General features: G+C 66.3%; 13 protein-coding genes and 4 pseudogenes. 8 read left to right on the plus strand and 9 right to left on the minus strand.

All coding sequences use genetic code 11. The features are described 5' to 3' along the window. A pseudogene (locus SM191_RS07190) lies at positions 1-979 on the minus strand (hypothetical protein); the annotation flags it as partial. Between the two features lie 280 nt (positions 980-1,259). Here SM191_RS07190 and SM191_RS07195 point away from each other — a divergent pair. Further along, positions 1,260-1,895, plus strand: a pseudogene (locus tag SM191_RS07195) (DDE-type integrase/transposase/recombinase); the annotation flags it as partial. A 133-nt stretch (positions 1,896-2,028) separates the two neighbouring features. Here the strand turns inward: SM191_RS07195 and SM191_RS07200 are convergent. Next, a pseudogene (locus tag SM191_RS07200) lies at positions 2,029-3,325 on the minus strand (IS110 family transposase). Between the two features lie 154 nt (positions 3,326-3,479). Between SM191_RS07200 and SM191_RS07205 the strand changes: the two are divergent. Both SM191_RS07205 and SM191_RS07210 read left to right on the plus strand, forming a co-directional pair. Then, positions 3,480-3,836 (plus strand): annotated as a pseudogene (locus SM191_RS07205) (integrase core domain-containing protein); the annotation flags it as partial. 160 nt (positions 3,837-3,996) lie between these two features. Continuing rightward, on the plus strand, positions 3,997-4,611 hold the full coding sequence (locus SM191_RS07210) for a class I SAM-dependent methyltransferase (RefSeq protein WP_341505592.1): 615 nt from the start codon (positions 3,997-3,999) through the stop codon (positions 4,609-4,611). A 52-nt stretch (positions 4,612-4,663) separates the two neighbouring features. Here the strand turns inward: SM191_RS07210 and SM191_RS07215 are convergent, their stop codons facing one another. Next, a complete protein-coding gene (locus tag SM191_RS07215) occupies positions 4,664-5,851 on the minus strand; it encodes a phospholipase D-like domain-containing protein (RefSeq protein ID WP_341505662.1) in 1,188 nt (395 codons plus the stop codon). 158 nt (positions 5,852-6,009) lie between these two features. Between SM191_RS07215 and rpoZ the strand changes: the two genes are divergently transcribed. Next, positions 6,010-6,354: a DNA-directed RNA polymerase subunit omega gene (gene rpoZ / locus SM191_RS07220; protein WP_042486773.1), complete on the plus strand. Its 345-nt coding sequence runs from the start codon at positions 6,010-6,012 to the stop codon at positions 6,352-6,354. 89 nt (positions 6,355-6,443) lie between these two features. Here rpoZ and SM191_RS07225 read toward each other — a convergent pair whose 3' ends face one another. The 5 genes from SM191_RS07225 to SM191_RS07245 form a co-directional block, all read right to left on the minus strand. Beyond that, entirely contained in the window at positions 6,444-6,770 is a 327-nt protein-coding gene (locus SM191_RS07225; protein ID WP_341505593.1) for a hypothetical protein, read from the minus strand. Between the two features lie 103 nt (positions 6,771-6,873). Beyond that, positions 6,874-7,569: a DUF3108 domain-containing protein gene (locus SM191_RS07230; RefSeq protein WP_341505594.1), complete on the minus strand. Its 696-nt coding sequence runs from the start codon at positions 7,567-7,569 to the stop codon at positions 6,874-6,876. Between the two features lie 10 nt (positions 7,570-7,579). Beyond that, positions 7,580-8,203, minus strand: a complete 624-nt coding sequence (locus SM191_RS07235) for a hypothetical protein (RefSeq protein ID WP_341505595.1) — start codon at positions 8,201-8,203, stop codon at positions 7,580-7,582. After that, a complete protein-coding gene (locus SM191_RS07240; protein WP_341505596.1) occupies positions 8,200-8,499 on the minus strand; it encodes a PadR family transcriptional regulator in 300 nt (99 codons plus the stop codon). Before SM191_RS07240 ends, SM191_RS07235 begins: the two co-directional genes overlap by 4 nt. 340 nt (positions 8,500-8,839) lie before the next feature. Beyond that, positions 8,840-10,237 carry a M20/M25/M40 family metallo-hydrolase gene (locus SM191_RS07245; protein WP_341505597.1) on the minus strand — a complete coding sequence of 466 codons (1,398 nt, stop codon included), beginning with the start codon at positions 10,235-10,237 and terminating at the stop codon, positions 8,840-8,842. A gap of 255 nt (positions 10,238-10,492) precedes the next feature. On the opposite strand from SM191_RS07245, the gene SM191_RS07250 reads away from it, so the two are divergent. Together SM191_RS07250 and argB are read left to right on the plus strand one after the other, a co-directional pair. After that, positions 10,493-11,152, plus strand: coding sequence for a queuosine precursor transporter (locus tag SM191_RS07250; protein WP_341505598.1), 660 nt, complete (start codon positions 10,493-10,495; stop codon positions 11,150-11,152). A gap of 60 nt (positions 11,153-11,212) precedes the next feature. Beyond that, entirely contained in the window at positions 11,213-12,112 is a 900-nt protein-coding gene (gene argB, locus SM191_RS07255; RefSeq protein WP_306997296.1) for an acetylglutamate kinase, read from the plus strand. A gap of 215 nt (positions 12,113-12,327) precedes the next feature. Here argB and SM191_RS07260 read toward each other — a convergent pair whose 3' ends face one another. Beyond that, positions 12,328-12,489, minus strand: a complete 162-nt coding sequence (locus tag SM191_RS07260) for a DUF1674 domain-containing protein (RefSeq protein WP_306997298.1) — start codon at positions 12,487-12,489, stop codon at positions 12,328-12,330. A gap of 168 nt (positions 12,490-12,657) precedes the next feature. Here SM191_RS07260 and SM191_RS07265 point away from each other — a divergent pair, with 168 nt between their 5' ends. Next, a complete protein-coding gene (locus SM191_RS07265; protein WP_341505663.1) occupies positions 12,658-13,899 on the plus strand; it encodes an RsmB/NOP family class I SAM-dependent RNA methyltransferase in 1,242 nt (413 codons plus the stop codon). A gap of 32 nt (positions 13,900-13,931) precedes the next feature. Then, a complete protein-coding gene (rpe, locus tag SM191_RS07270) occupies positions 13,932-14,588 on the plus strand; it encodes a ribulose-phosphate 3-epimerase (RefSeq protein ID WP_306997300.1) in 657 nt (218 codons plus the stop codon).

Below are 14,588 nucleotides of genomic sequence, written 5' to 3' on the forward strand. Positions count from 1 at the left end.
TTGATCGCCTCGATCCGCGACACCAGCGAGGAGGGCAGCATGTCGAGCCGCGCGCCGCGATACACCCAATCAGGCGATGCGAGCGGAATGCCGTCGATCGTGACCAGATTGTAGCGCGGATCTTCTCCGTCCAGCGGGCCTTCCGCCTCGCGTCGCCGACGATCTTGGGATTGTCGGCGATGAATCGCTCTGCGGCCTGGGTCGGCGTCATCGATGCCCACGGCTCGGCCACCTCCGGCTCGCGCGGCGGAACCAGAGCAGGAACAGCCACCGGCGCGGCGGCAACAGCGGCGAAGGGCATCGCCGCGGCCGGGCCACGATCGTCGGTCATGGTCGCCCACATCGTCGCCGGATCGACAAGGCGACGCCGATATTCCAGCGCGGCCGCAAGTCGTCCTTCAAGGTTGACCTTCCGGGCGATGTCAAGATTGTCCTCGGTTTCGACGACGCCCGCTGTCTGAAGATCCTGAACGGCCTTGTCATGCGACCGTTCACGCCAGTCCGGTCGATCGGCGAAGAAGTCGATCAGCGTCTCCTTCTGTTCGTCCGACAGCCCCGGAAAGCGTGCCTCGACATGTTGGCGGCTACCCACATTCTCCGGGACGCCATGCACGACGAAATCCCTCAGCATCGCCTCGTAGATGCCGACGAGCCCCTCGATCATGAACGTCGCGTCGGGATCGGTGCGCTGGTAGCCGACGTGAACCCGCTCGAGATGGTCGCGCATCCCCTCCATCGCCTCGCGGAAGATTCCTGCCTTCTGGACGGTCGTCAGACTTGCGGCTCGGCCGTCCTGGCCCAAGGTCATCTTCAGCGTCTCGCTCTTCGCCGTCATCGCGCACCCCATGCTGCGCGCCACCGCCTGGGCGGTCGTTCGGAGGCTGAGGCGTAGGGTAAAAGGCTTACCATCCTGAAAACGGACGGTACGGCGCCAGTAATAGACGGCGCCTCGGCGCTCGACGTTCTGGATCGCGGGCACGGCATCTCCACATGGAGCCGTCACACCCACCGGCCCAATCCGGTGGCTGCGACCGATGTTCTGCCGTTAAAACAATAACTTAGATGGCAATATGGCTGGGGCGGCAGGATCCTCACTTAAGGACTCCCCACCTCTGCCAAGTCACTGATTTTCAACACATTCGCTGACGTGACCCCCGTTTCTTCATCCAACTGGAAGTAGAGACCGTCTCCTTAAAGGGACGGACGGAATGAAGCGGAAGCAGTTTTCGGAAGAGCAGATGGTTGAAAGACCTGCTGTCAAAAAAGTGGTGACGCCCGCCGCGAAGCGGCAAGCGGTCGCGCATCTCCAGGCGACGTTGGGGATGAGCGAGCGGCGGGCGTGCACGGTCGTTGGGGCAGACCGCACGAGCATGCGGTATCGCTCGTGCCGGTCGGATGATGGCGACCTGCGGTCGCGTTTGCGTGAGTTGGCGCAGCAGCGCCGGCGGTTCGGCTATCGGCGTCTGCACATCCTGCTTCGCCGGGACGGCATCACGATCAACCGCAAGAAGACCCAGCGGCTCTATCGTGAGGAAGGGCTGACTGTCAGGCGCCGGAAGGGACGAAAGCGCGCCGTCGGCGCGCGGGCGCCCGCGCCGGTGCTGGCACTTCCCAATCAGTGCTGGAGCTTGGACTTCGTGCACGACCAGCTCGTTACCGGCCGACGGTTCCGCGTGCTCAACATCATCGACGACGTCACGCGCGAATGCCTCCGGGCGGTAGTGGACACGTCAATCTCGGGCCGGCGGGTCGTGCGCGAGCTGGCCGATCTGATCGCCGAGCGCGGCAGGCCGAAGATGATTGTCAGCGACAACGTCCTATGTGGGGAAGCAGCGGCGGGTTTTTGCCAGCAGATATCCATGCGCCGACAACCATCGGCGCGGCATGCAATCTGAGCCAGATGGCTCCCACCGTCAACGGGATCGCTCCCTGCCATAGCAAACACAGGATCCAGCGGCGCCGGGGCGGCCGTGGTCCTCACCATCCTTAAAACGAGATACGCACCCAGGTGGAAGGCCCGAACATTATCTACAGGGTCGCTCGACGAGCGCCCTCACGGCACTTGCAGAGAGGGGTCCTTCCACCTGGCATCCGACCGTTCGAGAAACGGCCGGTACTCTGTCCCCGTCTTGACGACGGCGTGAGCCACGCGCGCCATCTTGGCGGTGAGCGCCGTCATCGCCTTGCGGCGACGGTCGGCATCGTCCGCGTGCCCGGCGGTGTACCGTCCGAGCTTGTCGCGGAAGCTGTTGTCGCGCTGACGCGCGGCGACCTGGGCAGCCATCCAGAAGGTCCGGCGCAGGCGCGCGTTACCGTACTTGGACAGCTTTGTGCGGCCGCGGAACGTGCCCGACTGACACGTTGCGAGATCGAGACCGCGGAACTTCAGGAACTGGCGATGATGGTTGAAGCGCCGCAGATCACCAGCCTCGGCCAGGATGGTCAGCGCGTTGATCGGACCGATGCCCGGAATGTTGCGCAGCAGCTGGTAGTCGACGTCATCGGCGAGCCGCGTATGGGCCAGCCGCTCGATCTCGTCACGCTGGTGGATGAGGCTGCGCCCCTGCGCGATGACCATGCGGAACATGGTGATGGCGGCCGAGTCCTCCGGGACCGGCAGCGCCGTCGAGGCGGACGCCGTCTCGTAGATGTCATTGATGAGGCGTGCCTTGGAAACCTTGCGGCCGATGAGCGGCCATGCCGCAGCCGAGAATGCCTCGCGGTCTAGCGCCGTGATGATGGCCGGTGTCGGAAACCGCTCGATGAGCGCGAGGAACCAGTCGGACCGGCTATTGCCTGCGAAGCGGGCGATCTCGGGGAAGTATAGCGGCAGGTAGTGGGTCAGGATCCGGTGCCAGGTCTGCGTCTTCATCCTGGAGATCGTCTCGTGGGTTTTCGACAGCTCCTGCAGGTCGTTGATCCCGGCCACCAGCGGGTCGACGTAACGCTGCGTCGCGCCGATCCGCAGCATGTGCAGGATGACCTGCGCGTCCTTGGGGTCGTTCTTGTCCCAGCCGTTGTGCAGCGCCTCGCGCGTTCGGGCGAGCGCGACTGACGAGATAAGGCGCAGCTCGAACCCCGCTGTCAGCAGCCGATGTGCCAGCGTGCGATGGTAATTACCCGTCGCCTCGAACCCGACGACGATGGGACGGCCGATGCCAGCGAGTTGCTCGGCAAAGCCGTCATAGTCCTGCCTGGTCGCCATGACGGTCATCCGCCGGCGCCGGCCGCCTTCCGGTCGCTCGATGAGGATCTCCTGCCGGTTCTTGGACATGTCGATGGCTACCAGCACAGCGCCGGCAGGCGTAGAGGTGAGCTTGGTCATGGTCGGTCGGCCTCCAAAGTGTTGTCTCGACAACTTCACTTTAGATACCCGCTGGCCGGCCATGGCTTGCCCTGATGAAGCCTGCGGCCGCTTCGCGGCCTTGTCTTCATCAGGGCCACAGTGGCTCCCGTTCCAGCGCTTCCCGATGTGCTACGGGACTGAACTGACGTCGAACGCGGTGCTTGCCTGGTCGGGAGATGTCGGCGTCGAGTGGCACTACATCGCGCCTGGCAAGCCGACGCAGAACGGGTTTGTCGAGAGCTTCAACGGTCGCATGCGCGACGAGCTCCTCAACGAGACGCTGTTCTTCACCATCGGCCAGGCCCGCTCGATCCTGGCGCGCTGGGTCGACGACTATAACACCGAGCGACCGCACTCGTCGCTCGGCTACGCCACTCCGGCAGCCTTCGCTGCCGGGCTCGAACAGCAACGGGCAGGGTTAACCCTGCCCGTTGCTTCACCTGCGCACCTGCGCGAAAACCACGGTCGGTCTCTGGTTGTCGCTGGATGAAAGACCGGGGTCACGTCAGCTCCCCTTTTCGTCATCCGCTTTGCGACGGAATGCGCCGCTTCGTCGCAACCCAATAGCTTGAAAGTCGTTCGGCACCTGTGCGACGAGGGGATTTCCCTCGCGTTTCCTCCACGCGGGGATCACGAACGACAGGAACTCGATGCCCAGCTCGACCACCGCCGCGCGCAAGTCCCGCACCGACGCCACGGGTTATCCGTCGCCCGGCCAGATGTTTTTTCAGCAATTTCTGAAACATCCGGTGATGGTCGGTTCGATCATCCCGTCTTCGGGCAAGCTGATCCGCAAGATGCTCGGGCCCGTCGACTGGGCCAATACCAAGTTGTTCGTCGAATATGGTCCGGGCGTCGGCACCTTCTGCCGCCCGATCCTGGAGCGGATGGCGCCCGACGCGAAGCTGATCGCGATCGATACCAATGCCGATTTCTGCGACTATCTGAGCCACACCATTATCGATTCCCGCTTCGCCGCGGTGAACGGATCGGCGGCGGACGTGCAGAAGATCGTGCGCGACCATGGCTTCGACCATGCCGATTACGTGCTGTCGGGCCTGCCCTTCTCCACCCTGCCGCCCGGCGTGGGTCCTGCGATCGCGCGGGCGACGCACGAGGTGCTGCGTCCCGGCGGGGCGTTCCTGGTCTATCAGTTCAGCCCCAAGGTGAAGGACTTCCTTGTTCCGCACTGGTCGAACATCGACCACGACATGGAATGGTGGAACGTGCCGCCGGCCCAGCTCTATTGGGCGTGGAAGGATTGATCGATCGACCCGTCGCCCCGGCGCAAGTTGGGGCCTTCGCTGGAATGACGTCCTAATCCCCGTCCGGCGAATCGATCCCGAAGTTCAGCCCCCGCGATACCGAGGGATCGATCACCGCGATCAGGATATAGGCGGCGAACTGGCGCAGCCGCTGGAACCAGCCGGTCTGGCGCTTGTACCAGTCCGGCGTGATCGCCTCCGACCGCGCGACCTCGCCATCGACATAGGCGCGGACATGGGCGGCGAAGGCCGGGTCCTCGACCCGCAGCATCAGTTCGAGATTCACGAACAGGCTGCGCATGTCGAAATTGGCGGAGCCGATATGCACGGCATCGTCGATGACATATAGCTTCGTGTGCAGCTTGGTCGGCTGATATTCGAAGATTCGCACGCCCTTGCGCAGCAGGCCCGCATAGGTGAAGCGCGCCGCCGCGATCGTCGCCTGGTTGTCCGACTTCCCCGCCGTCACGATCCGCACCTCGGCATCGCGCCGCCCCGCGCGGTCGAGGCGACGGAGCATGGTCGGGCTGGGGGTGAAATAGGCCGCGATCAGGTCGATCCGCCGCCCGCGCCGCATGTCGTCGCGCACCGTCCGCGCCCAGGGGGACAGCCGTCGGGTCGGTCCGCCGATCAGCCAGCGCAACCGCCCCTTCGCCTCGCTCCAATGCGCCAGCGCCTTGTTCAGGTTGCGCAACCGGCCCTTGGGATTCTGCGTCCAGTCGTAGAGCGCATCGAAATAGCCCGCCATTCGCGCCGCCGTCGGTCCCTCGACCAGCAGGCCCAGATCGCGCCAGCTCTGGTCGGCGGGGGTGCCGAAATAATCATCCTCGATATTGAAGCCGCCGATGATGATTCGCGGGGCGGGCCCTTCGGCGTCGGCCAGCGCCAGCTTCTGGTGATTGCGCAGCAGATAGCGGCGACCGAAGCGCGGCTCGAACCGCGACAGTCGCGCGCCGGTGTCGACCAGCGGGCGGAAGAACGCCTCGTCCGCGCCCGCGCCGAACCCGTCCACCACCACCGACACCGCCACCCCGCGCCGCGCCGCGGCGATCATCGCGTCGCGCACGCGCCGCCCGGTCTCGTCATCGGCATAGATATAATAGAGGATGCGCAGGCTGACCCGCGCCCCGTCGATCAGGTCGAGCACCGCCTCCAGCCGCCGGGGCCCGGTGTCGAGCAGGGTCAGCGCGTCGTCACCGACCCGAAAGACCGGTTGCTCAGGGGGAGGGCCTTGCGAGATTACGGGCGCTTCGATGACATGATCCTCTCGAAAGCGTAACGATCGAGGTGACAGGGGCGTTGCACGATGCCGCGCTTTGGCCAAGGCTTTTGACTTGTCCGCCCTTTGCTGTTAGGTGGCCCGCTTTCATCCCAGCATTATTTGCGAAGGACACACGCATGGCGCGCGTCACCGTCGAGGATTGCGTCGACAAGATTCCCAACCGGTTCGATCTGGTGCTGTTCGCGGCGCAGCGGGCTCGTCAGATTTCGGGCGGGGCCGACCTGACCGTCGACCGCGATCGCGACAAGAACCCGGTCGTCGCCCTGCGCGAGATCGCCGAGGAAACGGTTCGTCCGACCCATCTGGAAGAAGCCGTGGTCAACAGCCTGCAGCGCGTCCAGATCGATGACGAGGACGAGGCGGACGATGTCGGCAGCCTCCAGGCATCGGCCGAGGCGCTGCGCCTGACCGCCGCCGCACCGCCGCGCAACCAGAATCTGGGCGCCGACTACGACGGCTGATCGCTCGGCGCGATCGACCTGAAAAAAGGGGCCGACGCTTCATCGCGTCGGCCCCTTTTTCGTTTGGGCGGGGCAGGCAGTGCCGGTGCTTACCAGCCCCAGCCGTGATGCCGCCACGAACCCCAATAGGCCGCCTTCTTCTCCTGATGAGCGAAGCGGGCCGCCTGCTTGGCCTCCGACCGGCGGATGGCGGCGTCGTGCGCATAGGCGTCCGCAGCGCGGTAATCGCCATAATAGGCAGCCTCATCGGCGGCGCGCTGATCCCGGCCCGCCTGATAGGCACGGTATCGCGCATCCTGATGCGCCTGGTTCGCCAGATAGGAATCATAGCCCCAGGACTGGGCCGTGGCGGCGGTGGAGGCGAGCAGCGCCCCCCCGGCGAGTGCGAACAGCAAAGCAGTTTTGCGAATGGTCATCGCGACACCTCAAGACATCGATCCGCTCCCGGATGATGAGGTGATACGCCCCCTATCCTGAACCCATCGTGGCGGCGGCGTTCAGCCACGCGCCAGCTTCGGATCACGAACAGGTGCCGCCCAGCCGCTGCCCATGCGATCCGGCGCTATAGCCCAGTTCCTGACGCGGGCTGCGCGCGATGCGGTATCGCAAAAGGTGCGCCGGATCGTCGCCCGCCTCGACGATCCAGGCCGTGACCTTGCCGGACGGGGTGTCCACGCTTTCACGCCCGACGACTCGCGCGGTGAACCGGCCGAAGCCCTTGTCATATTGCCAGAAGGGCAGGGTGTAGCGAGCCCCCTGCTCCAGCGGCAGCGCGGCGAAGGTCACGCCCCATAAATTGCCGTCCCACACCGGCTGGTCCGCCGCGACATCGATCGCGGTCGTGCCGCTCACGGTCTCACGCGTGCCGGTGATCCGCCCCCCGGCATAGTCGAGCGCGATGCGGTGCCAGCCGCGATCGGTCCGCGCGACGCCGCGCCGGCTATCCATATGCAGCGGCAGGAGCGTGCGCCGGTCGACGACGAAATGGTCGCGCATGTCGAACGCGCCGTTGCCGACCTTCTGGTGAACGACGATGTCCCAAGTGGGCTTGCCGCCCGCGCGGGTCGCGGTGATCGTCTGGAGCGTGGTGCCCATCGCCTTTCCGTCGGCGGTCAGCGTGTAGCAGGCGGACCCGGCGCGAAGCCGTGCGCCTTGCATCGCGGCAGGGGTAACGTCGCCCGCGACCAGCGCCGCGAGCAGGAACAGTGACGTCATGGGACCTCCATCAGGGACAGGGCGTAGGGGCGATCCGCCAGCGGGCGAGGATGGGAATGGCGAGCATCTCGATGCCCAGCGCCAGCCATTGCACGACGATGCCGGTCGGCGTGGCGATCGGCGCGATGACGATGACGGTCGCGGCGGCGATGACGCCCGCCACCAGCCAGAGCATCGCGGCCCGCCCCCAACGCCTTTGAACCACCGCCCAGGCGAGGAGCATATGCGCCAGCCCCAGCAGCAACAGCAGCACCGTCACGGCGGGCGTCATGTCGCGATAGAGCGCGGCCCGCGCCTGTTGCGCAGCACTCCCCATGGTCAGGACGGTGTAATAGGGATCGCGGCCCGCGATCAGGAAATAGGCCCCACGCAAGCCGCATTGAACATGAAAGGCGGCGAAGGGAAGGATCAGCCCGATCGTCAGGGCATGGCTCGCCAGCAGCGCCCGCCCCTCGCGGTGCAGCGGCAGGCGTCGCCATGCCGTCATCAGGCACCCCAGCGCGAAGGGCAGGGCCTGCCCGTCCGCCGCGACCTCTTCGAGTTCGGCCTGCATCGCTTGGCCCCAGGACCGCTCCTGCGGCGGCAGGCAGCGGACGGCGAGCGCCACGATCCGCTCCGCCAGCACGCCGCTCATGCGGGGGCCCATGCCGCGCGGGCCGCGTCGCCATCGTCCTGCGACCGGGCCAGCGCGATCCCGGCGGCGGTCAGGCGATAGACATGCCGCGCGGGCCGTCCAGGCTGTGCAGGATCGCGCCATTCCGACTCGACCAGTCCCTTCTCGGTCATCCGCATCAGCAGCGGATAGAGCGTCCCCGACGACAGGCCGGTATCCTTCATCAGGTCATAGCCATGCCGCCACGTCGCGGCGTCGGCCATCATCGCGGCGAGCAGGGCGCACATCTGTCGAGAAGGCTGTCGATGGCGGATCATGTCCACAATACGACATATGTAGATTTAAGAGTCAAGCCGCGTAGGCCGGATCGACATTCCGATATACCCTTCTTTTCCCTCGCCCCTCATGGAGGGGAGAGGGTTGCGCAGACTTGGTCTTTGCGAAAGCAAAGGCTTAGTCGGAGCTGGGTGAGGGGTGTGCGCTCGAAGAGCGCGCGAGCCTGCGGCTCGCTCAACCCCTCACCCAAGCTGCGCTAGCCAGCAGGCTGGCAAGCTCCGCTATCCCTCTCCCCTATCCAGGGGAGAGGGAAGAAGGAGTGGCATGACATGTCGATTGGTCCTAGTGGGCGACGCCGGACCGACGCCGCCCGCGCCACGGTCAATAGGCGTAGGCGCGCACCAGATCGTAGAGATAGTCGCGCCCGTCATAGAGCGACTTGACCCGAATCCGCTCGTTCAGACCATGGATGCCCGACATGTCCTTTTCGATGAAGATACCCGGCGCGCCATAGACGGGGATGCCGATCGCTTGGAAGAAGATGCGATCGGTCGCGCCGGTCGACATCATCGGGACCAGCGGCACGCCGGGGAAATGCCTGGCGGCCAGCGTGGTCATCGGCCCGATGACCTTCGGGTCCAGCTTGGGCGGGATGGCGGTCGGGCGGACGGGTTGGTTGGCGGTGACGGTGATCTTGGGGCCCGCCAGTTCTTTCAGCTTGGCCAGCGTCCCCTCGACCGTCTCGCCGGGGAAGATGCGGCAGTTGATATTGGCGGTCGCGCGCTGGGGCAGGGCGTTTTCGGCATGGCCCGCCTGCAACAAGGTCGCGACGCAGGTGGTGCGCAGCGTCGAGTGCAGCGCCTTGTCCTGGCTGACGATCGCGTCCGCCGCCTTGTCGTTCGGATCGGCGAGCAGCCGGGTGATCGCATCGCCCAACTGTCCGCCGACCTTTTGCCCGGTGGCGGTCAGGAAGGCGCGGGTGGTGTCGGTCAGGACGACGGGGAATTCGTAGCCCTGCACCGCCTTCACCGCGTCGGCGAGTTCGTAGATCGCGTTCTCGGGCGTCGGCTGCGAACTGTGGCCGCCGGGGTTGGTCGCGAGGAAGGTGTAATTCTGCGCCGCCTTCTCGCCGACCTGCACCGCCAGCAATTCGCGCTTGCCGTCCGCATCGAGCCGACCGCCGCCGCCCTCGTTCAACACGAACTCGGCCGAAATCAGATCGGGCTTGTTCTTGGCGAGCCACTCCGCACCGTTGAAGGCGAAGGTCGTTTCCTCACCGCAGGTCAGCGCCATTTTGATGGTGCGCTTGGGCGGCGTTTTCTTCAGGCGGATCAGCGTGTCGGCCCAGACCGCGCTCATCGCCTTGTCGTCGACGGTGCCGCGTCCGTAGAGGAAACCGTCCTCCTCGATCAGTTTGAACGGATCGCGGGTCCAGTCCTCGCGCTTGGCCTCGACCACGTCGAGATGGCCGAGCAGCAGCATCGGCTTGCGGCTCTTGTCGGTGCCGGGCAGGATGGCGACGATGCCGCCGTCCTTGGGATGCTCGGGGACGGAAAACAGGGTGATGTCGGCGTCCTTATAGCCCGCCGCCTTCAACCGCTCGGCGATCTGCGCGGAGGCCTGGGTGCAACTGCCGACCGACAGGCTGGTATTGGTTTCGACCAGTTGCTTGTAGAGGTCGAAGAACGCCTTCTGGTCGGGACGGGTCTGCGCCGCCGCCAGTCCGGGCAGCAGTGCCAGCGTCGCGGCGACCCCGCCAAGCCATTTCGCCAACCGCATATGTCATCCCCTTGTTTTCGTTTCGGCGGGAATAGAGCGGTTCGGGCGGCGGGGTGCAAGAGGAGAGGGAGCCTGCCCCTCCACCACGCCCTGGCGGGCGCGGTCCCCCTCCCCATCGGAAATGGGGAGGATTTGAAGTTCATTCCCCCCCAAGCTGTGCTTGGGGAGGGGGACCATCCGAAGGATGCTGGAGGGGCATGGCGCCGAAGTTCGCAAGTCCTTTGCCCCAGACCAATTTCGCGCTAGCAGTCGCCGATGGACCATCCCGACGGCGTCACGCCCCCCGCCAAGTCTCTGATTTCGCCCTCGCTGTTTGCCCTGTCGATCTTCTACGGCGGCATGGTGTGCATCGCGGGCGTGCTGGGCAACAAGCAGGTCTCGCTGGGGCCGCTCGCGGTGGAGGCGGGCATCTTCGCCTTCCTGTTGCTGGTCGTGACGTCGAGCGCGGTGGCGGAATTGCATGGGCCTTCGGTCGCGGGGCGTCTGGTGCGGGTGGGCTTCGTGCCATTGCTCGTATCGCTGGGCCTGTCCTGGGTGGTGTGGATGCTGCCGCCCTCGCCCGAGATGATCCCGGCCAATCGCGACGCGATCCAGTTGGTGCTGGGCTCGACCTGGCGGATCTGGTTGGGCGGGATCGTTGCTTACGGCGTGTCGCAGACGCTGAACGTCACCATCTTCGCGGCGCTCAAGGGGCGGGAGGGCAGCAGGCTGCTCTGGCTGCGCGCGGCGGTGGCCAGCATGCTGAGCCAGGTGGTCGACACGCTGCTGTTCGTCACCATCGCCTTTTACGGGGCGTTCCCGATCGGCCAGTTGATCGTGGGACAGATGATCGCCAAGGTCACGCTGTCCGCCGTGCTGGTGCCGCCGCTGATCTATCTGTTCGTGGGGCTGGGACGGCGGCTGGACCGCGCCTGATCGACCTGTCCCGCATATTGCCGGTTTTCCCCGTTCCCGACCCGCGATAAAGGGCGCGCCATGACCAACCACGATCCCGACGCCGCCCTGCTCGCCAAGGCCGAGACGCTGACCGAGGCGCTGCCCTATCTTCAGCGTTATGCGGGCAAGACCTTCGTGGTGAAATATGGCGGCCACGCCATGGGCGATCCCGAACGGCAGCGCGACTTCGCCGAGGATATGGTGTTGCTCAAGGCGGTCGGCATCAACCCGGTCGTGGTCCATGGCGGCGGCCCGCAGATCGGCGCGATGCTCAAGCGGCTGGGCGTCGAGTCGCAGTTCGTCAACGGCCTGCGCGTGACCGACAAGGAAACCGCGCAGATCGCCGAGATGGTGCTGGCGGGATCGATCAACAAGGAAATCGTGAGCTGGATCGCCGCCGCCGGCGGCCGCGCGGTCGGCATTTCGGGCAAGGATGCGGGCCTCGTCATCGCCGAGAAGGTGCAGGGGCGCGAGGCCGATCCGTTGAAGGGGATCGAGCGGCATGTCGATCTGGGCTTCGTCGGAGAGCCGGTGGCGGTCGATCCGCGCCTGATCGAAAGCCTGTGCGCCGACGGCATCATCCCCGTCATCGCGCCGGTCGGCATCGGGCTGGACGGCCACACCTATAACATCAACGCCGACACCATGGCGGGCGCGATCGCCGCGCGGCTGGGCGCGGCGCGATTCTTCCTGCTGACCGATGTCGCGGGGGTGCTGGACAAGCAGGGCGAGTTGATGACCGACCTGAATCCCGCGCGGATCGCGGAATTGCGTAGCGACGGGACGATCTCGGGCGGGATGATCCCGAAGCTGGAGACCTGCGTCTCGGCGGTCGAGGCCGGGGTGGATGCGGCGGTGATCCTGGACGGGCGGGTGCCGCATGGGATGCTGCTGGAGATTTTCACCAGACAGGGGGCGGGGACGCTCGTTCGGCGGTGATTGGGGTGAGGTCGGGGCATAGCCTTCGACTTCGCTCAGGCTGAACGGGGATTGGATTTGCGTAACCCATCCTCTGGCCGCTCCCCTCCCGCAGGCGGGAGGGGATGGGGGAGGGCAGGGCGTCTCGCAGAGACCATCGCCTGCGGCCTTGCCCCTCCCCAACCCCTCCCCCTGCCGGGAGAGGGGCTTTAAGAAGAGTTGGGGCTCCGGATCCCTCAGAAATCGACCGCGACCCCCTTCAACTCCCAATCGCCATAGCGCACCGGGTTCTTCCCCAACGGATCTTCCCGCGGCTCCGGCCTCGCCTCGGGCTGCGGCACCGGCGGGTTCTGGGAAAGGTAAGCGGGCGGCTTCACATGGTCGGGGCGCTGGCCCACGGGCGGTCCTTTCGACTAAGGGGCAAATATTGCAGCCCATGTCGGGGCTGACAGGAGTTTTGCCAAGTGACACGTCCTCCCCAATCGCCGAGCCGTGGCCGTCCCGATCGTCGCGGACCGCCCAAGGGCGAGGACCGGCGCGGGCGGCAGCAGCGCCCCACCGAGCCGCTGGGCACTGCCGCGCGCCGCGCCGCCATCCGTCTGCTCGACGCGGTGCTGCGCCGGGGGGAACCGTTGGAGGCCGCGCTGGCGTCGGCGACTCGCGCGCTGGCGGGCGGGCCGGATCGCGGGCTGGCCCATGCCATCGCGGCGGAGACGTTGCGCCGCCTGCCCGACCTCGACGCACTGATCGACTCGGCGACCAAGCAGCGGCTGCCCGATGACGCCAAGGCGCGCTTCGCGCTGCGGATCGCGCTGGTCCAGGTGCTGGCGCTGGGCACGCCGCCGCATGCCGCCATCGCGACGGTGTTGCCGCTGGTCGATGGTGGCCCCCGCAAGCTGGTCCACGGCGTGTTCAGCACCATCACCAAGAGCGGCGTGCTGCTCCCCGAAATCCCTGCGCTGCCGGATGCGACCGAAGCGCGCTGGGAAGCGAATTGGGGTGAGGAGATGGTCGAGGCCGCCGCCCACGCCATCGCCGCGCCGCCGCCGCTCGACCTGACGCTGGCCGATCCCGCCGCCACCGCCGAATGGGTGGAAAAGCTGGGTGGGATCAGCCTGATGCCCGGTCATGTCCGCCTGCCCTCGGGCAACGCGGTGATGGAGTTGCAGGGCTTCGACGAAGGGGCCTGGTGGGTGCAGGATCTCGCCGCCTCGATCCCCGCGCGCCTGTTGGGCGAGGGGAAGGGGCATGTGCTCGACCTGTGCGCCGCGCCGGGGGGCAAGACGCTGCAACTCGCCGCCGCCGGGTGGACCGTCACCGCGATCGACCAGTCCGAATCGCGTCTCGCCCGCCTGAGCGAGAATCTGGAGCGCACCCGTCAATCCGCCGAAATCGTCACCGCCGATTTGCGCGAATGGGGCCCAAAGACGCCTGCGGACGCCATTCTGGTCGATGCGCCGTGCAGCGCCAGCGGCATCTTTCGCCGCCACCCGGACGTCCTCTACCGCGTCCGCCCCGCGATCATCGCCGAGATGGCGGCGTTGCAGCGCGCGATCCTGACCCGCGCCGCCGACTGGCTGAAACCCGGCGGCACGATGGTCTATGCCACCTGCTCGCTGGAGCCCGAGGAGGGCGAGGCGCAGATCGCGGCGTTCCTGGACGCGCGCCCCGATTACGCGCTCGTCCCGATCACCGGCGACTGGCCCGGTATCACCGACAAGGGCACGATCCGCACCCTGCCGACGATGCTCGCGAAAGAAGGGCGGCTCGACGGGTTCTTCATCGCCACGCTGCAACGCAAAGGCTGACTTGGGCGCGAGATCGCGATAAGGGTTAATTCATGCTTCCCGTGCGTATCGCTCCTTCCATCCTTTCCGCCGATTTCGCCCGCTTGGGCGAAGAAGTCCGGGCCATCGACGCCGCCGGTGCCGACTGGATTCACATCGATGTGATGGACGGGCATTTCGTGCCCAACATCACCATCGGCCCGGCGGTGGTGAAGGCGCTGCGCCCGCACACGGCCAAGCCGTTCGACGTGCATCTGATGATCTCGCCGATCGACGCCTATCTGGACGCCTTTGCCGAGGCGGGGGCGGACACGATCACCGTCCACCCGGAGGCGGGGCCGCACATCCACCGCACGATCCAGCATATCAAGGGGCTGGGCAAGCGCGCCGGGGTCGTGTTGAACCCCGGCACCCCCGCCAAGATGCTGGATTATCTGATCGACATGGTCGACCTGGTCCTCGTCATGAGCGTCAATCCGGGGTTCGGCGGACAGAGTTTCATCGAAAGCCAGCTCAAGAAGATCGCCGCGATCCGCAAGATGATCGACCATAGCGGCCGCGCCATCGATCTGGAGGTGGACGGCGGCGTCGATCCGGCCTGGGCGAAACGCTGTATCGAGGCGGGGGCCGATGCGCTGGTCGCGGGCACCGCCGCGTTCCGGGGCGGCCCGGCGCATTACGCCGCCAATATCGCCGCGCTGCGCGGTTGA

The organism is Sphingomonas sp. 2378 (assembly GCF_038084995.1).
Classification (GTDB): Bacteria; Pseudomonadota; Alphaproteobacteria; order Sphingomonadales; family Sphingomonadaceae; genus Sphingomonas.

What these genes read in the sequence shown, in the direction of transcription:
- argB (WP_306997296.1), top strand. Translation starts at nt 11,213, where the DNA reads ATGACCAACCACGATCCCGACGCCGCCCTGCTCGCCAAGGCCGAGACG.
- SM191_RS07245 (WP_341505597.1), bottom strand. Translation starts at nt 10,237, where the DNA reads ATGCGGTTGGCGAAATGGCTTGGCGGGGTCGCCGCGACGCTGGCACTG.
- rpoZ (WP_042486773.1), top strand. Translation starts at nt 6,010, where the DNA reads ATGGCGCGCGTCACCGTCGAGGATTGCGTCGACAAGATTCCCAACCGG.
- SM191_RS07230 (WP_341505594.1), bottom strand. Translation starts at nt 7,569, where the DNA reads ATGACGTCACTGTTCCTGCTCGCGGCGCTGGTCGCGGGCGACGTTACC.
- rpe (WP_306997300.1), top strand. Translation starts at nt 13,932, where the DNA reads ATGCTTCCCGTGCGTATCGCTCCTTCCATCCTTTCCGCCGATTTCGCC.
- SM191_RS07235 (WP_341505595.1), bottom strand. Translation starts at nt 8,203, where the DNA reads ATGAGCGGCGTGCTGGCGGAGCGGATCGTGGCGCTCGCCGTCCGCTGC.
- SM191_RS07225 (WP_341505593.1), bottom strand. Translation starts at nt 6,770, where the DNA reads ATGACCATTCGCAAAACTGCTTTGCTGTTCGCACTCGCCGGGGGGGCG.
- SM191_RS07210 (WP_341505592.1), top strand. Translation starts at nt 3,997, where the DNA reads ATGCCCAGCTCGACCACCGCCGCGCGCAAGTCCCGCACCGACGCCACG.
- SM191_RS07240 (WP_341505596.1), bottom strand. Translation starts at nt 8,499, where the DNA reads ATGATCCGCCATCGACAGCCTTCTCGACAGATGTGCGCCCTGCTCGCC.
- SM191_RS07250 (WP_341505598.1), top strand. Translation starts at nt 10,493, where the DNA reads ATGGACCATCCCGACGGCGTCACGCCCCCCGCCAAGTCTCTGATTTCG.